The organism is Edaphobacter sp. 4G125, from assembly GCF_014274685.1.
Lineage (GTDB): Bacteria > Acidobacteriota > Terriglobia > Terriglobales > Acidobacteriaceae > Edaphobacter.
Window position 1 is genome coordinate 1,272,264 of the sequence record NZ_CP060393.1, and the last position, 20,678, is coordinate 1,292,941.

The window sequence follows — 20,678 nt, forward strand, 5'->3', positions numbered from 1 at the left end:
GCGTGGGCCCCTGGATCAAAGCGATGCACGGCGTTAGAACGAATCTTCGAGGTGATCTGTTGAACTCCGTAAAATCTCCGTCTCTCGAATCGTTTGAAAAAATCGTAGCAGCTGTGCTGGCGCGCGTACCTGATGGAAGCACGCCGACATTTTCCCTCCTTCCGGAGATTTGGGCCGCTCCACAGGCGATTGCCCCGGAGAAGCTGAACTTGTTGCTTCCGCTACTGCGTGAAGTAAAGCTCTATCCGCAAACATGCGACTTCAGGTTTTCCACCTCGGGCGATTATCTCCATATCTCCGATGGGGCTCTCAACCTGATCTGGTGCTCAAGCTATACTTCGTGGTTCATCTATCAGGCTTACAGTAGAGCTCAGAAAAATGGGAGAGATGTTGTGCGCTTTGACGACGACACAAAGACGGAGGAAGCAATCAATCTTTATCAATGGGCGATTCGTAGCGTGCGCAACAAGACATACACTCCGTGGCCGGAGGGCGCGCCACGGCCGACGAGAACACCTGTGCATGGGAGTGAACTGCATCTGGCCAACGAGGTATTTCTGACGTGCACAGCGTGGATGCTGCTGCACGAGCTAGGACATCTTGAACGAAATCATCCGTTCCTGACATCTTCCCGTTCCCTGGATGAAGAGCATGAAGCTGATTTCTTCGCCACGGATCATGTCCTCGGCGGGGTCACGAATGAGGATGTGCGATTCAAGCGGAGCGTCGGGATCGTTGTGGCGAATGCCATCCTACTTGTGCTCGAACTGATGAATGGCCCGGTCACTTCTCAGACACATCCACCTATCGAGGAGCGTATCAGCCGAAATCTTCGCGGACCCCAACTTGAATCCGACAATAAGATTCATGCGTTCGCAACTGCGCTGCTTCAGTTTCACCTCGGCGTAGTCGGGATCTTCCCGCAGTTGGATGAGCGCGCCCTGTTCGGAGAGTTCGTAGACGATTTCTGCCTAGCGGTCAACCGGTGGAGGAGATCTGCCTGACTCTGGTTATGGGGAAGGCGGCAGCCATTCGTTCTTCTCTAGGAATGAAACAATCATGCGCACGTTCATCGTAATCGCCTGAAGTCGATGAGGGAGCGTGTCGTTCGGGTGGCAAGGAGCCGTCAAGCCATCGAGCCACAAATCAATATCAGCAAGAGGATTGGCGAACAACTTCATGCCACGTTGCCAACCACTCAGCGAAAAACGGGCTGCGGGTCCCTCCATCGAGGACATTGGACGAACCTCAAGCTTCTCAAGCCGCGTGCCCTCGGGAAGCTCAAACAGAGGCCGATCTATTGAAATTCCGGCGATAAGGGTGTGCAGGCGCCGATGCCTGTCTATCCGAGCTAGTTCGTTTAGGAACCGCAGGCATCGATTCGAATTCAAGACCAAGAGAGAGGCTTCGAGCGGCGGCTCGGCGAACGGTTGAGTCACCTCGATGAACCGTTGTCTGCCGACATTTAGCAGTGCGATTTTTCGAGATTGCTTGGCCCATTCTTCCTTCCTCTCGCAAATGGGAAATTCGATGGAAGATGTTTTTGGCGGAGGATTTTGACCAGAGTCTTGAATCGCAGACGCGTAGACAGCGCCGTCGAGCGCAGCCCGCAGCTGATACAAGAACTCTCCGAGTTCGAGTTCGAGATTCTCTGGGAGCGGTTCGACTTGATTGACGTCTAGAGTCCCGGTACCGTCATCTTTGACGAACAGTGTGACCGCGAGCAGACGCATAATGTCGAGACCGTTCCAGATCTCGGCCGTTTCGTTTGAGTGATGGACAGCACGACCGATTCTCGCGTGGCATTTTGAAAAGAGTTCCGAAACACTCGTCTGTGCCATTAGGCAAAATCCTCAACACCACAACAACTGATAGGACAAACTTCCGGATCGCCGAACAGGATAGTGTGGAGGCTACTTCAACCGCATGGTACCTTCGGCGCTGTTAATGAGAATTTCCTTGAACGGCAGACCATCTTCCTTGTGAGCTTCACGAAAAGCCTCAACTTGTTGTGCATCGACCAGCGCCTCCACACCGATCACCAAAGTGAGGTCTTTGACCGCCTCCGGGCCGCCATATCGTCTCAGTTTCAATGCAAGTCCAGCCTCGATCCAGCTGCCATCGTCGGGAAGCTCGGTCGCGACACCTGGGGTGAGCACGAGTACTTCTGGATTGGCTTCATCCCGGAACAGGACGACATTGGACAAGTAGCCGCTCAACTCAGGGTCAATAGCAAATAGTTCCATGAAGTCGAGCGCGCGCGTGTCCTGCGGCGGTTCAGGCTGGCGCGCCGCCAGATAGTCGGCAAGACTTTCAATCTGTGCCCGAGGGATGCCACGCTCCATAGCGTATCCGAGCGGTGTGAAGCCAACGGAGAGGTTGGACGCATGTCGTATCTTGAGCGCTGTCGTCAAATCACGCACGAAGCGCGCAAGGTTCTGATTGTCAGCTCTTATTTGGTAGTCGTGCGGGATGGTCACTACCTGAACCATACGTTCAGGGAATTCCTGGCTTCTGCTGACAAAGAGGACGTCAGCAGGCTCCCAGTCACTTGAAATCACCTCGTAGTCTGCGCCAAGCTCCTGGTTCAGGTAAGCTGCGGCTTCTGTCCCCTCTGCAAGTTCGCGTCGTTTCTTTTCGACTTCCTTCGCGCTCATCAATGGTGCCTGACTCCTCTCTCAATACCAATACAGATCATAAGGTCAGGCAGCCAAACTGCTGCTTATCTGAATGGTGACATGACGTGTTCTACGGAGCAGTAAGACAACGAGGCCGAGATCGTCGAGGACATCATTGTGACCCCCAGGGTATGCGGGGCCAACGATTCGCTCACCACAAGACGGTCACGCTGCGGAGGCTTGGTCCTGCGGAGGGTCCGCCGGAGCTTTCCACTTCTCGCCTGGAAACAGATAGGAAGTGATCGTCTCAAAGAGATTCTGGAGGATCTGCTCCAGCCGCGGCGACGCCTTCCGCCCAAAGTCCTTGAACTCGGATAAATAGTCATGCATCTGGGAAAGGACTTCGACATCCCGCACGGTGCGATGATGCAGCGCGTAAACAAAGTCAAAATCCACCGCCTCGACGGAATGGATCATGCTTTCCAGATCGTGAATGCTGAGAACCGTCAGAGAGCGAACGACGACTCCCGATCGCAGCTCATGACTACGGAGACGCTGCTGAAATCGTAGGTTGAGATACCAGTTGAGGCCGGGCACTCGAAATATGTGATCCTGGAGCACAAGGACGGGTACGACGGCCCGAACTACGTCGGAGTCTATTCCATCTATGGAGTTAATCTTCCGTTCGTCGGCCGCAAACGCAGATGCGATGCCGTCAGCGAGCTGCTCGCAGCCATCCGCGAACTTCCGGTTCAGCTCCTCCAGAAAGACCTTGGAATCGCCGGAGTAGCGCGCCTTTCTCGACAGGAATCCGCCCTTGTACTCGCAGGCCACGAGGACCCCTCCTTGAATCAGAGCACCGTCAAAAGCTTCCTCCACGGTGCCGGCAAACTTGGGCGAAGGGAGATAGCTGACCGGGAGGTTGGTCTTCATGTCCCTGAACAACCAGTGGACATACTCCTCGAAGAGGACGCCCCATACATTGAACAGCGTCTGCCTCATCCGAGATGGCAAGCAATCATGGAGCGTCCACTGCACTCCCGTGTGGCACTTCTCGAGGATGAAAGTGGTATCGGCCGGAGCGAGTTTGGATGACTCCAGACGAATTAGTGGAGTCGACCGCAGCGACACCAAGTCGTACCGGGGGTCAGTCTGTCCCTCGGCAAGAATCCTCTTACGGAGTTCATCCGGTGAGCTCGATATGGTCTGCAAGACGACCTCGAGCTCGTCTTGCGTAATACCTGACTCCCCACGGAAGATAGAGGGGTCGATCTGCATATATTTGACATCAGGTTGGACCGATGAGCCGATGCCTGTGAAATATGCGTAGATCGAGAACACTACAAGAAGCCAGCGTTCTAGCGAGATACCCACGCCCTTTTCGAATTCAGTCTCAAAGTCAAAGCCAGGATACTGACGAGCGATGCGGGACTTTACGGTCGCGTCCCGTAGCAGCATTCGGTACATCACCTCCAGCCGCGGCATCAGGTGGTCGGCCTGGGGCGCATTGGCAAGCTCGAACCCCGCAAGCGTCTGAACAATCAACTCAACCCGCCGGTCGTCCTGGGTTCCTACCGTCAGAGCCGCAGCTTCCTCCTTGCTGACGAGGAGATCGTTCACCATGAGGCACGCACGGCCGATGAGAAAGCGAATCCTTTCATCCTCGTCATCTCTCGGCTGCAGCGCTGGGTCTCCGACGGTCAATACGATGCGGAGAACATTCAGGATGCTGTGGGGCAAAAAGATCGGCCTGTCCTCGCATCTAGCGAAGGGCAGCCGTTGCTTGACCCGAGCGAAGGATTCGTCGTCCAGGTGGCCCGCGAACAGTTGAGCCTGAATCTTGCCAAAATTTTCGCGGCTCTTTTCCTGCATTGCTGCGCGAACGAGAAGATTCATGTAAGACAACACATGCGTAGCATGGCGCAGCGGTATTCCCTTGAGCAGCGACACGAGCCCATTCGTCGTTGGCCTCTCGTCGAAGAGGTCGGAATACGTGATGTAGAGGCCTGGTTTCATCTGGGAGGCCTGCTTCTGGCCCCTCTCTCTGCGCGACGTGCCTTTGCAGCGCTGGACGGCTCCAGTTTACATCAAATACGATTTTCTTTTTATCGTAAACCGAATGGCGACGATCCGAGCAACACTTCGATGACGGCTCCGCAGCTTCTAACGGCTGCGGAACTCAATAGCGATCTTAAGAAGACATGCAGTGAGCACGCCTCAAAGCTGAGGCTCTGGTGCGCGAGTTCCAGTGCGACGGGTTTCCATCGCTGATCCCAGTCACGACCTCTCCATCGAGCAGGGTGCGCGACTTTCTGATTCCAAACGAACTGGAGATTGCTATCACATCGGTCTGCGGCCCCAAAGCCGCCAGCTCTCCTGGAACGAGAAGCGGTTGTTGTTGAGTCGGTTAAGCAACCTAATCAGTTGGCGAGATGATTCTCTCAACAAGACCTCTACATACCACTCCGTACAAGAGAGACCCATTCAAAAAAATTGAGTGTGTCTCATCCAAATCCATACTTTCCGCTAAAAACCCGGGAAATACGGTAACAAAACGGGTGGGAAGACACTTAAATGTGTCCTATATGTGTCCCTTTGAAATATATGGATTTCCTTTTGGGGTAAACTATTGATAATAAACGACATAACAAAGATCAATTAGGGACGCCAGCCTTTTGAGGGCTAAGAAGTCTATGTTATTCAAAACAAATGTCTTACCGTAAAAACGAAAAAGCCACCTGAAAGGTGGCTTGTCTGTAAGTTGTTGATTCTAAATGGTGGCCAGAGACGGGATCGAACCGCCGACGCCGGCCTTTTCAGGGCCGCGCTCTACCACTGAGCTATCTGGCCATGGCTAGGTGCAAACGCTCAGTTTCGGGGAACGCCAGGAGCCCCGGAGCGTACGTCTGATGCATCGACCTTTTTAAGGGAGCTTGTCGCAGGTGAGAGCCGGCAACGCAAACGCAAATCAAGTATAACAATCCGGAGCCATTCTTCCAACTCTCCGAAATTCTCAGGCAATTTCTGGTCGAGTATCCTGCTCATACCGCTTCCATAAGGACACCATATGCTTCGTTCTGCCTTCTATCCGAGCATCGCATTTTCTTTGTGCCTCGCCCTCATGGGAGGAGCCCAGGCCCAGAAACCTGTCGCCTCCAGCCCTCAGGCCACAGTCTCTGCGTCCGAGCAGCGAGCCGTCCGCGCTTTTAATGCGGCTGTGGAAAGCCCACTTCAGATCACGGCCTTTCTTGCCGAAATGCCAAAAGGCGGCGATCTCCACATGCACCTGAGCGGAGCGGTCTATGCCGAGAGCTTCATCCGCCAGGCTGCTGCCGATGGACTCTGTTATAGCCCGAACACTCGCAGCTTCTTTAAGCCATCCGCTACGACTCGCAGCATGCCTCCTCAACCCGTCTGTGGAGAAGGGAACCGTCGCGCTGAAGATGCCTTGAAGGACCAGGTGCTTTACGATGCTCTGATCGATAACTTCTCGATGCGCAGCTTCGTTCCCAGTGCAGGAGTCAGCGCCCACGACCAGTTTTTTGCAACCTTTGCTCGCTTTCAAGCCTTAGGTCGAGCCCATCTGGGGGAGTGGCTCGACGAGGTCGCCAGCCGCGCCGCAGCCCAGAACGAGCAATATCTCGAGGTCATGCACACACCTGACTTCTCCGCGGTTGCCAAGCTAGGTTATTCCATCCCGTGGCCTTCAACTCCCGCTGAGGCTGCCAGCAGCTCCACGGGCAATGCAACTGGCGCTGACGCTGCGGATCTCGCAAAACTCCGCGACGAACTTCTTGCCAAGGGGCTGCGAGAGATTGCCGTCGCCAATCGCAAGGAGTTTGCCGACGCACTCGATGCGCGTAACCGCATCGAACACTGTGGAACGCCCGCAGCAGCTCCGGCCTGCAAGGTGAAGCTCCGTTTCCTCTACCAGATCCTTCGTGGCTTCCCTCCGCAGCAGGTCTTCGCTCAGACTCTGCTTGGCTTTGAGACTCTCCAGGCCGAGCTCGACTCCGGCCATCCCATCGCGATCGGCATCAACTTTGTCATGCCCGAGGATGGTTACCTCTCCATGTCCGAGTACCATCGCCAGATGTTGATGCTCGACTACCTGCACAGTGTCTATCCCAAGGTCCACATCACTCTTCATGCTGGCGAAATCGCTCCTGGCCTGGTTTCTCCCGATGGGCTCCGTTTTCATATCCGCGAGGCCATCGAGCATGGCCATGCCGAGCGCATCGGCCATGGCGTCGACATCATGTATGAAGATCATCCACACGAGCTATTAAAGGAAATGGCCTCGCATCACATCATGACCGAGATCAATCTCACCTCGAACGACGTCATCCTGGGCATTCAAAAACAATGGCATCCACTGCCGATCTATCGAGCAGCCGGAGTTCCCGTTGCTCTCTCTACCGATGATGAGGGTGTCTCACGCATCGACATCACTCACGAATACACCCGCGCCGCGCTCGACTTCCACCTCGGGTATCTCGATCTCAAGCGCATGGCTCGCACTTCTCTGGAGCATAGCTTTCTGCCAGGAGCCAGCCTCTGGGCACAGCGGGATCAGTTCACTGCTGTAAACACTGCTTGTGCTGTGCAACCACTAGGTTCCGAAAGTCCCACTCCAAAATGCGCGGTTTTTTTGCAGGCGAACGAAAAAGCCGCTGAACAGTGGCAGCTCGAACATCGATACAAAGTCTTCGAAGCCACTGTTCAGTAAAGTTGTTTGCATCTTTTGTCATTCCATAGCGAAGTGGAGGAATCTGCTTTTACTATGTTGGCTGTGCGAATCCACCTTCTTTTCACCCTTGCTCTCCTTGTGCTGGTTGGACCTGCACTTCACGCGCAGCAGACTACACTTCCGCTTTGGCCTAACGGCAATCCAGAACCGTATAGCGGAGGCCCGGAGGCAGACATCACCAAGCCCACCGATCCCTTTGTTGCAGGTAAGGTGCTCCAGCACCTGACCAACATCGGCAAGCCAACGCTAGCCTTTTATCCTGCTCCCTCGAACCACAACACGGGAGCCACCGTCGTCGTCTTTCCCGGTGGAGGCTACCGTATCCTCGCCTACGATCTCGAAGGTACCGAGGTCTGCACCTGGCTCAACTCTATCGGCGTCAACTGCGCTCTTGTGAAATATCGCGTTCCGATGGAGAAGCGCTTCCCCGAGAGCACTGCCGATCTCGAAGACGCGCAGCAGGCTGTACGCCTGACTCGTTCTCACGCCGCCGAGTGGCATCTCGATCCCCATCGTGTCGGAGTCCTCGGCTTCTCCGCGGGAGGCCATCTCGTCGTCATCCTCGGCAATCACCCCGATTTCAAGCGCGCGGACGAGCCAGCCAGCGAAGCAGCGATCAGCGCGCGACCTGATTTTGTTGTTGCCATCTATCCGGCTTATCTCGCGGAGCCTCCTGCGCTCACGCAGCTGGCAGAGGGCATCGATCCCAGCGCCAACACGCCGCCGACCTTTCTTCTGCAAGCTGAAAACGATCCCGTTCATGTAGAAAATGTTCTGGTCTATGCCGAGGCTCTCAAGCAGTTGAAGGTTCCTGCTGAGCTTCATGTCTACTCAGAAGGTGGTCACGGCTATGGTCTTCGCCCCTCGGAGCTTCCCATTACGCACTGGCCTTCTCTGGTCGAGACATGGTTGCATACCATTCACGCTCTGCCGGGGCGTTAAGATAAATCTGATCGTCGTTAGAAAGGGCGCACCCGTATGAAGAGAGTCCTCCAGATCCTCACACAAGCCTTGCTGTTCTTTGTTCTCTTTGCCTTGGGAAGTTTTCTGCATCCGTTCAATTTGCACTGGGCAACGACCGTGACTCCAGAGGGAACGAGATTCTTCGTTGCGGATGGCCTATTGCTCGCCCTGGGAGCCTTCCTGGCCATCGTCATCGCTCAATCCTTTCGCAAGCGCCTCTGCAACACACCACGAACGATCATTGCCTTTGTTCTCGCAGTCGTTGTGGGCTACATCGTCAAGCTGGGTTTCGTGACGACCGAGGTTATCCGCAACCAGTTTTAAACCGTCCAACAATTGGATATAAGGAAGTGTCATCCTGAGCGAAGCTGCATAGCAGCGGAGTCGAAGGATCTGCGGTTATCAAAAAGCCAAGGCTCGCATGACTGACTCCAATCTCTTCTCTCTCCTCTCCCGTGCACAGAGTCTTCTCGACAAAGGCTTCGCCACACTTCCTTTGGCTCCTTCTCAGTCGCTTGACTCTCAGGCCGCGGAGATTCTCAACGAGGCCGCTACTCGCCTGCACGATAACTATCCTTACGAGCATCCTCTTTATGCTGGCCAGATGCTCAAACCGCCGCACCCGATTGCGCGTGCAGCTTACGCATTGGCCATGTCGATCAATCCGAACAACCATGCGCTCGATGGCGGCCGCGCCAGCTCCGCGATGGAGATCGAAGCCGTCGCTGCTCTCGCGAAGATGTTCTCCTGGCCACAGCACCTTGGCCATCTCACCAGCGGGGGCACCTTCGCCAATCTCGAAGCTCTGTGGATCGCCGGTCAGCTGGTACCAGGGAAAAAGATCGTAGCCTCCGATCAGGCCCATTACACGCACTCGCGTATCTCCGCTGTGCTCGGGCTCCATTTTGTAAGTATTCCTTCCGATGACACAGGACGCATGGATCTCGTTGCGCTGGAAGCTGAGCTTGCCACCGACAAGATTGGTACTGTAGTTGTCACGCTTGGAACCACGGCAATAGGGTCTGTCGATCCGCTCGATCGAATTCTCGCACTGCGCGAAAAATACGGGTTCCGGATTCACGTCGACGCCGCTTACGGTGGCTACTTTACTCTGGCGTCAAACCTCGCTCCACAGGTACGAGCCGCCTACGACGCCATCCCGCAGGTAGATTCCGTCGTCATCGATCCTCACAAGCATGGCCTTCAACCCTACGGCTGCGGAGCCGTGTTGTTCCGCGATCCTACCGTGGGCCACTTCTATAAACACGACTCACCTTATACTTACTTCTCTTCGAAAGAACTGCACCTCGGCGAGATCTCCCTCGAGTGCTCCCGCGCCGGAGCCTCCGCCGTTGCTCTATGGGCCACGCAACGACTTCTTCCCTATATGCCAGGAGGAACTTTTGCTCGCGGTCTCGAATCCGGGCGCAACGCCGCACTCGAACTAAACCACCACGTTGCCGCAGATACCCGTTTTATGACGCCGCTCTCTCCTCCGCAGCTCGATATTGTCTTCTTCGCCGCTCGCGATCCCCACACCACACCAACACCAGAATCTTCCTCTGCGCTCGCGCAACGCATCTTCGATCAGGCAGCACAACTAGATCTTCACCTCGCGCTGGCGAACCTTCCAATCCGATTCTTTCCGCCCGGCAGTTTTCCAGGCCACTCGACCGGCACAGTCACCTGCCTTCGCTCCGTCCTGATGAAGCCGGAACATTTCGAATGGATTGATCCAATATGGCAGCGTCTCGTCCAGGCCACCCAAGAGGCTCTTCGCTCTTAGAGCTTGCTCTGCAAGGGATAACCACGGTAGTCAGAAAATCTGTGCCACCCTGAGCGACTCCGAGCTGGTCGAGGAGGAGTCGAAGGATCTGCGGTTTCACCAGAAATCCTGCCCTTTCCATCATTACTGAGCTGCTTAGCAACGGGTACCCCTACAAGCTTCCTCATCAAAGGGAGTGGCTCCCTCAGGCGGAGTCTCACCGAAAACAGAAAGCTTCCCATAAAATTCCCTATCCCTAAGAAAACCCTACCGTTTTCACGGAAATGAACCAGAATTGGTGCCTACTCTTGCACAGTCTCAGGGGCATGGTTTGATAAACTCACGCCAAACATACCTGAAACGCTTACGTTCAACCCTTTTGGGTAATCTGCGTGCCAGGTGAACCGGTATAAGGCCTCCGGTTTTAACGAGGATGACCGCCGCATGAGTATTTCCAAAGCTGTTCCGTCCACCGACTTCGATCTCTCTAGCCGAACCATCGCGTACTTCTCCATGGAGATCGCTCTCTCCCCCCAGCTTCCTACCTACTCCGGTGGTTTAGGAATGCTCGCCGGCGACACCCTTCGCTCTGCCGCCGACGCCTCAGCCCCGGTGATGGCTATCTCGCTGGTTTATCGTCGCGGTTACTTCCGTCAGCAGCTCTCCGATGTGGGGCAGCAGACCGAGGTCGATGTCCCCTGGGATCCAGCCTCTCTTCCCATTGCCGGACCGACTGTCTCGATTAATATTCAGGGGCGTCCTCTCCAGCTTCGTGCCTGGCGTTACGACGTCATCGGAACCACCGGTCATATCGTCCCCGTCTTTCTTCTGGATAGCGACATCGAAGACAACGACTCCTGGGATCGCAAGCTTACCGACCATCTCTATGGTGGCGATACCTACTATCGCCTCTGCCAGGAGGCCATTCTTGGCCTCGGCGGAATCGCTCTTCTCCAGGCACTCGGAGCAAGGCCCGAGGTCTATCACATGAACGAAGGTCACGCCGCTCTGCTCACCATTGCGCTTCTCGAAGAACGGCTCAACGGAAGAACCCTGGCCGAGGTCACCGATGCCGATCGTGCAGCGGTCCGTCAGCGCTGTGTCTTCACGACCCACACTCCCGTTCCAGCCGGACACGATCAGTTTGGGCTCGACCAGATGAACCAGGTGCTCGGCCCCGAACGGGGAGCTGCAATCGAGACGGCAGGTGGTCTCCATAACGGCTTGCTGAACATGACTTATCTCGCCCTCTGCCTCTCCCGTTACGTCAACGGAGTGGCCATGCAGCATGGCAAAGTCTCCCAGTACATGTTTCCCGAGTACAAGGTGCACTCCATCACCAACGGTGTTCATGCTGCAACCTGGATGGCCCCATCTTTCCAGGAGCTTCTGGACGATGAGATTCCCGAGTGGCGTACCGACAATAACTACTTCCGCTCGGTCTATGGAATCGACCCGGCACGCATCTCGGCCTGTCATATCAAGAGCAAGCATCGCCTCTTCGCCTGGCTTGCCCGCCGCACCGGACACTACTTCAACCCGTCAGTCCTTACCCTCGGTTTTGCTCGTCGTGTAGCGACCTACAAGCGTGCTGGTCTGCTGTTGCACGATCCCGAACGGCTCTGCGTTCTCGCGGAGAAGATCGGTGGCCTGCAGATTCTCTACGCAGGTAAGGCCCATCCGGCCGATAACGCCGCTAAAGCGCTCATTCGCGATGTCTATGCCGCAGCTGCGAAGCTGAACTCCGGCTCGCTCAAGATCTTCTACATCGAAAACTACGACTGGGAACTCGGTGCGATGCTCACTCAGGGAGTCGACGTTTGGGTCAATACTCCGCGCCGCCCCTACGAGGCCTCCGGAACATCGGGAATGAAGGCAGCTCTCAATGGCGTTCCCTCGCTCTCGGTCCTCGATGGCTGGTGGATCGAGGGTTGTGCCGAAAATACTACAGGGTGGGCGATCGACGACGCCGAGACCGAGGAGATTGAAGCGAACAATCTCTACAACAAGCTTGAAAAAGCTGTTGCTCCTCTGTGGGCAAATCCCAATGCCTGGGCGCGACTCCAGCAGCACTGTATTGGCATCAACGGAACCTTCTTCAATACCCAGCGTATGTTCAGCCAGTACGTCGCCAACGCTTACTTTCCGGCAGGCACACCAACCGACGTGTCGCAATCAGTGGCGGATGAGGCCGCTCTGGTTTAGGCTGCATCAACTAGCTCGATCTTTCGACTCCAGACTCCCGATGGTCCATCAAAAGTGCCATCCTGAGCGAAGGGTGTCGCGTTTCGCGACCCCCGAAGTGAGATGTCCAAATTATTGTCAAGGGGCTTTTCTGCCTAACGGACACAAAATAAAACGGATATCGATTGCAGATCCGCCCTGTTCCCTCCGGTAAAATAGAAATAGCAAAAGAAAGAGCCCGATTCATTGGACCGGGCTCTTTCTTTGCGTCCCACCTGCCGTCAGTCGGCTGGTCCACCCTTATCTTATTTATTTCGAATACTTTGTGAGCTTTTTGGGGAGGGGGGTATAGGAGAGCCCACCCCTTGACCCAACCCCTCAGTCTCCGGCGACTGCCTGCGGCTCTCGAGCAGGACTCTTGTGCGCACTGGCCGCCATTCTCTGGATTCGCAGCCGCAGCCGATCAAAGAACAGATAGACAATCGGAGTCGTAAACAGGGTGAGGCACTGCGAGACGATCAGACCGCCGACAATAGTGATTCCCAGCGGGCGCCGCAGCTCGCTCCCTGTACCAGTCCCGAGCGCCAGCGGCAGTCCGCCCAGAAGCGCAGCCATGGTGGTCATCATGATGGGGCGGAAGCGCAGCAGGCAGGCCTGATAGATTGCCTCTACCGGCGTCTTACCCTCAAGTCGCTCGGCAACCAGAGCGAAGTCGATCATCATGATGGCATTCTTCTTCACAATGCCGATCAACAGGATAATGCCGATCATTGCAATCACGCTCAACTCGACATTGAAGAGCAGTAACGCCAGGATCGCTCCCACGCCTGCCGAGGGAAGCGTCGAGAGAATCGTCAGCGGATGGATGAAGCTCTCATACAACATGCCCAGCACAATGTAGACCGCGATCAACGCCATCAGGATCAGCCACGGCTCGCTCGAGAGCGATGCCTGGAAGGCCTGCGCAGTTCCAGCGAAGCCGCCGTGCACCGACGAGGGCATTCCGATGTTTACCCTGGCCTGTTCGATGGCCACGGTCGCTTGGCTCAGCGAAACGCCCGGCGTGAGATTAAAACTGAGTGTAGTAGCCGGCGACTGCGATTGGTGATTCACCGTCAGTGGAATACGCTGCGCCTCGTAGTGGGTAACAGCCGAGAGAGGAACCATCGCACCGGTGGTGCTTTTGACGTAGATACCCTTTAGCGAATCGGGGTTGCGCTGATACTGCGGCGCGACCTCCATCACGACGTGATACTGGTTCAACGGTCGATAGGTGGTCGAGACCTGTCTCTGCCCAAATGCGTCCGATAGCGTTGCATCGATGGTTAACGGTGAGACGCCCAGTCGCGATGCAGTATCGCGATCGATCACCAACTGGGCCCGCAGCCCCTGGTCCTGCTGATCGGTTGCCACATCTTTAAGTTCGGGCAGCTTCTCCATGGCTGCCATTAACTTTGGAGACCACTCTTCAAGGTCCTTCAGGTTATCTGAGGTCAAGGTGTACTGATATTGGGTTGCCGAACTGCGGCCGCCGATTCGAAGCTCCTGGTAGGACTGCAGATAGAGCATAGCCCCTGGCATTCCCGAAACCTTTGACCGTAGACGGGCGATGATCGCGTCGGCGGTATCGCCCCGCTCGAGGCGTTCTTCGTCTGGTTTCAGCGAGACGAACATGTTGCCCATGTTGCTGCCACCACCACCTGGACCGCCCCCGCCCACAAAGGACATCACATTCTCAACGCCAGGATCTTGCTGAACGATCGCTGCCAGTTCCGCTACCTTCGGCTTCATCGCATCGAACGATATGTCCTGTTGTCCGCGAATCTGTCCTCCGATACGACCAGTATCTTGTTGGGGGAAGAAGCCCTTGGGAACCAGGAAGTAGAGATAAACATTCAGGACGAACGTAGCGATCCAGATAGCGAGCACCAGACCCTGGTGTTGCAGAACCCACTTCAGACCGTGCTCGTACTCCTCGGTCAGCCAGGCCAGTCCCCGCTCACCCATACGGTAGATGCGTCCATGCTTGCGCTTGTCGTGCGACTCCAGAAACTTCGCGCTCAGCATGGGAGTCGTGCTCAACGAGACGACTAGGGACATCATGATCGCGATCGATAGGGTGACGGCAAACTCGCGGAAGAGCCGTCCGACAATCCCTCCCATCAACAGGATGGGGATGAAGACAGCGATTAGCGAGGTGCTCATCGAAAGGACCGTGAAGCCGATCTCTTTGGAACCGTCCATCGCCGCCTTGAAGGGGCTCTTGCCACCTTCCAGATGGCGCGAGATGTTTTCGATGACTACGATCGCATCGTCGACCACGAAACCGGTCGAGATCGTTAACGCCATCAGGCTCAGATTGTCCAGCGTGTAGCCCAGAAGATACATGACACCGCAGGTTCCCAGAAGGCTCATCGGAACCGAGACGCTGGGAATCAGAGTGGAGCGGATCTCCCGCAAAAAGACGAAGACAACCAGGATCACGAGCAGAACGGAGATGATCAGAGTTCGCGTGACGTCCTTGATGGAGGCGCGAATCGTCGTCGTTCTATCGAGTGCCACATGAAGCTGAATGGCGGGTGGGATGGAGGCCTGAAGTGAAGGCAGCAGCTTCAGGACACTGTCGGTCGTTTCGATGACGTTTGCGGTCGAAGTCTTGAAAACGATGACTAGAATGGCTGGTTTGCCATTGAAGAAGCCGCCCGTGTAAATGTTTTCTACGCTGTCGACGACCTGGGCGACATCTTGGATGCGGACGATGCCGTGGGACGCCGCCGCGGGACTCGCACTGGAGGTTGCAGTGTTTGAGCTGGAACTTGGGGTCGAACTTTGATTTGAAGCGATCGCGCTCTGGAGGGAACTGGGGAGACCGCTGGAAGCAGCGGCGGAGCTGACAGGGCCTCGGTCGGTAGCAATGATCAGGGGAGCATAGGCAGCGGCGTCAAAGAGCTGATCGGTGGCGCTGATAGTCCAGCGCGTGGTGTCATTCTGTAGATATCCCTTGGGCCGATTTACGTTGATGGTGCCGATAGCCGCCCGCAGAGCCTCAAGCCCCAGGCCGTAGTTGAAGAGCTGGGTCGGATTGGCTTCAATCCGCACAGCAGGCTTGGCACTGCCGCCGCAGAAGGTCTGGCCGACGCCTTCCACCTGAGCAATTTTCTGCGCCAGAATGCTGTCGCAGGCGTCGTAGATCTGAGGCACTGAGAGCGTATCCGAGGTCAGTGCCAGGATCAGGATGGGCGAATCCGCGGGATTGATCTTGCGGTAGGAGGGATTTTGGGGAAGGTTTGCCGGTAGCTGACTGCGTGCAGCATTGATAGCGGCCTGTACATCGCGTGCGGCACCATTCACGTCGCGACTCAGATCAAACTGTAGGACAATCGATCCGTTTCCCAGCCCGGAACTGGAGGTCATCTCATTGATGCCCGCGATTCTGGCGAACTGCCGCTCGAGTGGCGTGACGATAGCCGAAGCAACCGTTTCAGGATCAGCGCCAGGAAGTCCCGCACCAATAGAGATGACCGGATACTCAATCTGGGGTAAGCTAGCGACCGGAAGCATCTTGTACGCCACAACGCCGGCCAGAATCATCGCGATGGAGAGCAACATGGTGGCTACTGGTCGCTTGATAAATGGCGCAGAAAAATGTACGCCCGCCGCCTTCGGCATCTTGGCTACCTCTTCGCGTGCGTGATTCAGATCGCGATCTGGAGTGAGATTTTCCATCAGTCCGCACTCACCGCGTGTTCATGCTCACGGAACTCCGCATCTGCTTCGGCGGTGTGGAAGTACTTCCTCCCGATCCGGTCAAAGAAAAGATAGACCACCGGAGTCGTGAACAACGTCAACACTTGCGATACGATCAGGCCACCCACGATGGCGATACCGAGTGGCCGGCGGAGCTCGCTTCCGGTTCCGGTTCCCATTGCCAACGGGACCCCGCCAAGCAACGCGGCCATAGTCGTCATCATGATGGGACGGAAGCGCAGCAGGCAAGCCTGGTAGATCGCCTCCTCGGGCTCCATGTTGTGCTCGCGCTCCGCCTCAAGGGCGAAGTCGATCATCATGATGGCGTTCTTCTTCACGATTCCGATCAGCAGGATGATGCCGATCAGAGCGATGACACTCAGGTTGACACCGCATATGAGCAGTGCCAGGATGGCGCCTACACCAGCGGAAGGTAGTGTCGACAGAATCGTGATCGGGTGGATGTAGCTTTCATACAGTACACCCAGGACGATGTACACCACGATCAGAGCCGCAAGGATCAATATCGGCTCATTCGAAAGCGAGGCGACAAAGGCCCGCGCGGTTCCCTGGAACTCTGCGTTGACGCTGGGAGGCAGATTCAGCTCGTCCTTTGCGCGATTGACGGCTTCTACAGCATCGCCGATGGACTTGCCCGGTGCCAGGTTGAAGGAGATGGTTACGACGGGGAACTGGCCCTGATGATTAATCGCCAGCGCGGCCTTTCGCTCTTCCAGGTGGGTGAAGGTCGAAAGAGGAACCTGTGTTCCGTTTGAGCTCTTGACGTAGATGTCGTTCAGCGACGAAGGAGTGAGCTGGAACTTTGGCGCGACCTCAAGCACCACGTGATATTGGTTCTGTTGGGTGAACATGGTTGAGACCTGCCGCTGCCCGAAGGCATCGTCCAGGGTGTCGTCGATGTTCTGAGGCGTGATTCCCAGCCGCGATGCAGTGTCGCGGTCGATCACCAGGTGAGCCTCAAGCCCGTCAATCTGCTGGTCGCTGGCGACGTCTGTCAGCTCTGGAAGCTGACGGAGCTTTTCAAGCATCCGGTTGGTAGCGGAAGCCAGTTCCTCAGCATTTGCGTCCTCGAGCGAGTACTGATACTGGGTGCGGCTGACGCGATCTTCCACTGTCAGGTCCTGCAAGGGTTGCAGGTAGCACTGGATGCCTTCAATTCTCGCCAGCTTCGGTCCGAGCCTTCGAATGATGTCGACTGCCGAAGTGGAGCGCTCTTCGCGGTCACGAAGATTAATCTGGATGCGCCCGCTGTTCAGCGTGGTGTTAGTGCCATCGATTCCGATGAAGGAAGAGATGCTTACAACGTCCGGGTCTTTCAGGATCTCTGCAGCCAGGGCCTGCTGCCGCGACTTCATTGCATCGAAGCTGATCGTCTGAGGGGCCTCGGTGATGCCGAGCAGAACGCCCGTATCCTGAACCGGAAAGAAGCCTTTGGGTACGATGATGTAGAGGTAGATGGTTAGGACAAAGGTTGCGAGAGTCACTAACAAGGTGAGCGTCTGGTGGCGGAGCACCCATCGTACGCCGACCCCATACTTCGCGATGACGTAATTAAAGAACTGTTCACTCTTGTGATAAAACGCGTTTTGTTCGCTCGCGGGCTTATGCTTCAGCAGCTTAGCGCACATCATTGGCGTCAGCGTCAGCGAGACGACGCCTGAGACCAGGATAGTGACCGAGAGAGTCACCGCAAACTCGCGGAAGAGACGGCCGACGATGTCGCCCATGAACAACAAGGGAATCAGTACGGCGATCAGCGAGATGGTCAATGACAGAATGGTGAAGCCGATCTGCTCGGAACCCTTGAGGGCAGCAGTCAGCGGATCATCCCCCTCTTCCAGATAGCGCGAGATGTTTTCAATCATCACGATCGCATCGTCGACGACGAAACCGGTCGAAATGGTCAGCGCCATCAGGCTGAGGTTGTTAAGCGAATAGCCCAGCAGGTACATCACCCCGAAGGTGCCAACGATGGAGAGCGGCACGGCGACAGAGGGAATGATGGTGGCTGCCAGAGAACGCAAGAAGAGGAAGATGACCATCACGACCAGGGCGATGGTCAGCATCAGCTCGAACTGTACATCTTTGACGGAGGCCCGAATGGTATTCGTCCGGTCGGTCAAAATCTCAACGTTGACGCTTGCAGGGAGAGCTGCCTTTAGCTGAGGCAGAAGACGCTGCACCTCGTCGACGACGCCAATAATGTTGGCTCCCGGCTGACGCTGGATATTGAGAATGATGGCAGGTTTTAGCTGGGAATCCCGTCCGGGAATCTCATTGCCGTTGGCATCCTTGCTGGGTGGTTGGGCTGCAGTTCCCACCCAGGCGGCCTGGTAGAGGTTTTCGGGGGCATCGATTGAATTTGCTACGTCGGAGAGCCGAACCGGAGAGCCGTTCCGGTAGGCGATGATCACCTTGGCGTAATCGGCGCTGGAGAGCAACTGGTCATTGGCGCCGATGGTGTAGGCCTGATGTATTCCGTTCAGGTTGCCCTTGGCCTGATCGACGTTAGCGGTGCCGATTGCAGATCGCAGGTCTTCAAGGCTCAGCCCATAGTTGGCCATCGCCGTTGGATTCGCCTGGATCCGGACTGCCGGTTTCTGGCCTCCGTTGATCGAAACCAGGCCGACACCAGAGAGCTGAGAGATCTTCTGGGCCATCATGGTATCGGCGAGATCCTCAACCTTGATCATCGGCAGGGAGTCGCTCGAGATCGCAAGGGTCAGGATTGGAGCGTCAGCCGGGTTGACCTTGCTATAGACCGGAGGAATCGGAAGATCTTGCGGTAGATAGCTGGAGGCGGCATTGATGGCAGCCTGCACGTCCTGCTGTGCAATGTCGATCGACTCATTCAGGTCGAACTGGAGCGTGATAACGCTGCCCCCGCCCGAACTGATGGAAGTCATCTGGGTAAGGCCCGGAATTTGGCCGAATTGGCGCTCCAGCGGGGCCGTGACCGACGAGGTCATGACCTCCGGACTTGCGCCCGGATAGAACGTCATGACCTGGATGGTGGGATAGTCCACCTGGGGAAGAGCGGAGACGGGCAGCTGCAGATAGCCGACCCAGCCGGCAAGCAAAATGGCCACCATCAGGAGCGAGGTGGCCACCGGCCGGAGAATAAATGGCCGGGATGGGCTCATGGCTGGCTGCCTCCTGTACGTCCCTGATTCGCCGGTTGACCGGAACCATGATCAGAAGAACCGGCCCCCACACCTGTATCGGCGCGGTTCGGATTCACAGCACGAGGTCCGTTGGGATTGGAAGATTGCTTGGGGCTGACGCGACTGCCATTCCGCAGCTTCTCCTGGCCGTCGACGACGACCGTGTCGCCAGCCTTCACACCACTATTCAGGATGACCTGCGCCCCTTCCGTCAGGTCGACCTTTACAGTCGTCGCTTCAACATAGAACGGCGGCTGCTTCTGGCTCTGCCCTGAACCTGCGCTGTTGCCCGCGCCTGCATGGCCTCTTCCACCTTTATGTCCTGCCGCAGCGCTTTCCTGCAAATCAGCGGGAGGATTGCCCGGCTTTACCGTGTAAACATAGTTACCCTGCGATCCGGTCAACAACGCGGCGGCCGGAATCACAATTGCGTTCGGACGTTGTTGAAGTACCAGACGCACATTGACGAACTGGTTCGGGAATAGTGCCCCATCCTTATTATCGAAGACGGCCTTCACCTTTACCGTTCCAGTCGTCGTGTCGATCTGGTTATCGACGGTGAGAACGGTTCCCGTGGCGAGATGATTTGTGCCGGAGCGGTCATACGCTTCTACAGTTAGTTTTCTCCCCTGCCGAATCAGATCGAGAACTTCGGGCAAATGGTCTTCAGGAAGAGTGAAGATCACGGCGATTGGTTCAAGCTGGGTAACGACGATCAGTCCATTGGTATCGGAAGCATGCACGATGTTGCCCGGATCGACCTGACGAAGACCGACGACTCCATTGATAGGGGACAAAATCTTGGTGTAATTCACGTTGACCTTCGCGGCCTGGATCGCCGCGAAATCGGCTTGAATGGCGCCACCGGATTGTCCGGCGGCGGCGACCATCGCTTGAGTGTTCTCCTGTGAGACAACGCCGGCATTAAGCAACGCTTTGTATCGATCGGCTTGCGCTTGATCATTGGCATGCTGGGCCTGATCGCGTGCCAACTGGCCCTGGGCCTGGGCAAGAGCTGCCTGATAAGGAGCGGGATCGATCTCTGCGATCAGCTCTCCCTGCCTTACCCGTTGCCCCTCTCGCACATTCACCTTGATGAGTTGTCCATCGACCCGAGATTTAACCGTGACCGTGTAATAGGCAGTCACCGTTCCCAGGGCAGTCAAATAGATGGGCATGGTTTTTTGCTGAACCTGGACGGTCTGTACAGGTGTAGGACGATCCATCATCGCCGCCATCTTCTGGCCTTGAGCGGTCTGGTTCTCGGTGTTTTGGCGGATTTTCCAGACGGCAGCCCCGATTGCCAGGGCAATGACGAGCAGAATGATCCACTTCCGTGCACCCGAACGCTGAGATGGCTCCGGCTCGGGCAGGGAAGGATGCGACTTTGCGGCAGGCAAAGCTGCCTTGGTCTCTTGTTCGCTGATGGGGGCTGATGACATTGGCGCGCTCACCGTGCTCTCTTG

12 protein-coding genes and 1 tRNA gene are annotated in these 20,678 nt (G+C 56.2%); 6 read left to right on the forward strand and 7 right to left on the reverse strand.

Annotated features, from left to right (window positions below):
* Window positions 1-59: 59 nt before the first annotated feature.
* Window positions 60-1,004, forward strand: coding sequence for a phage exclusion protein Lit family protein (locus H7846_RS05255; protein WP_186695458.1), 945 nt, complete (start codon window positions 60-62; stop codon window positions 1,002-1,004).
* A gap of 6 nt (window positions 1,005-1,010) precedes the next feature.
* On the opposite strand, the gene H7846_RS05260 is transcribed toward H7846_RS05255, so the two are convergent.
* From H7846_RS05260 to H7846_RS05275, 4 genes are all read right to left on the reverse strand, one after another.
* Window positions 1,011-1,841, reverse strand: coding sequence for a hypothetical protein (locus H7846_RS05260; RefSeq protein WP_186695459.1), 831 nt, complete (start codon window positions 1,839-1,841; stop codon window positions 1,011-1,013).
* A gap of 72 nt (window positions 1,842-1,913) precedes the next feature.
* Window positions 1,914-2,657, reverse strand: coding sequence for a hypothetical protein (locus H7846_RS05265; protein WP_186695460.1), 744 nt, complete (start codon window positions 2,655-2,657; stop codon window positions 1,914-1,916).
* A 186-nt stretch (window positions 2,658-2,843) separates the two neighbouring features.
* Window positions 2,844-4,634 (reverse strand): hypothetical protein, encoded by a 1,791-nt coding sequence (locus H7846_RS05270; RefSeq protein WP_186695461.1) that lies wholly within the window; start codon window positions 4,632-4,634, stop codon window positions 2,844-2,846.
* Between the two features lie 759 nt (window positions 4,635-5,393).
* Window positions 5,394-5,468, reverse strand: a tRNA-Phe gene (locus tag H7846_RS05275).
* A gap of 217 nt (window positions 5,469-5,685) precedes the next feature.
* Here H7846_RS05275 and H7846_RS05280 point away from each other — a divergent pair.
* The 5 genes from H7846_RS05280 to glgP all read left to right on the forward strand — a co-directional run bounded on the left by H7846_RS05280 (window position 5,686) and on the right by glgP (window position 12,301).
* Window positions 5,686-7,347, forward strand: coding sequence for an adenosine deaminase family protein (locus H7846_RS05280; protein WP_255460857.1), 1,662 nt, complete (start codon window positions 5,686-5,688; stop codon window positions 7,345-7,347).
* Window positions 7,348-7,401: 54 nt separating this feature from the next.
* Window positions 7,402-8,310 (forward strand): alpha/beta hydrolase, encoded by a 909-nt coding sequence (locus tag H7846_RS05285; protein WP_186695462.1) that lies wholly within the window; start codon window positions 7,402-7,404, stop codon window positions 8,308-8,310.
* 36 nt (window positions 8,311-8,346) lie between these two features.
* Window positions 8,347-8,655 (forward strand): hypothetical protein, encoded by a 309-nt coding sequence (locus H7846_RS05290; RefSeq protein ID WP_186695463.1) that lies wholly within the window; start codon window positions 8,347-8,349, stop codon window positions 8,653-8,655.
* Between the two features lie 97 nt (window positions 8,656-8,752).
* Entirely contained in the window at window positions 8,753-10,117 is a 1,365-nt protein-coding gene (locus H7846_RS05295) for a pyridoxal phosphate-dependent decarboxylase family protein (protein ID WP_186695464.1), read from the forward strand.
* Between the two features lie 423 nt (window positions 10,118-10,540).
* Window positions 10,541-12,301 (forward strand): alpha-glucan family phosphorylase, encoded by a 1,761-nt coding sequence (glgP, locus tag H7846_RS05300; RefSeq protein WP_186695465.1) that lies wholly within the window; start codon window positions 10,541-10,543, stop codon window positions 12,299-12,301.
* Between the two features lie 357 nt (window positions 12,302-12,658).
* On the opposite strand, the gene H7846_RS05305 is transcribed toward glgP, so the two are convergent.
* Genes H7846_RS05305 through H7846_RS05315 form a run of 3 tightly spaced genes read right to left on the reverse strand, consistent with a single transcriptional unit; the run spans window position 12,659 to window position 20,666 of the window.
* Window positions 12,659-15,949 carry an efflux RND transporter permease subunit gene (locus tag H7846_RS05305; RefSeq protein ID WP_186696193.1) on the reverse strand — a complete coding sequence of 1,097 codons (3,291 nt, stop codon included), beginning with the start codon at window positions 15,947-15,949 and terminating at the stop codon, window positions 12,659-12,661.
* A 56-nt stretch (window positions 15,950-16,005) separates the two neighbouring features.
* Entirely contained in the window at window positions 16,006-19,191 is a 3,186-nt protein-coding gene (locus H7846_RS05310) for a multidrug efflux RND transporter permease subunit (RefSeq protein ID WP_186695466.1), read from the reverse strand.
* A complete protein-coding gene (locus H7846_RS05315) occupies window positions 19,188-20,666 on the reverse strand; it encodes an efflux RND transporter periplasmic adaptor subunit (protein WP_255460858.1) in 1,479 nt (492 codons plus the stop codon). The genes H7846_RS05310 and H7846_RS05315 overlap by 4 nt, the downstream gene beginning before the upstream one ends.
* Between the last annotated feature and the right edge of the window lie 12 nt (window positions 20,667-20,678).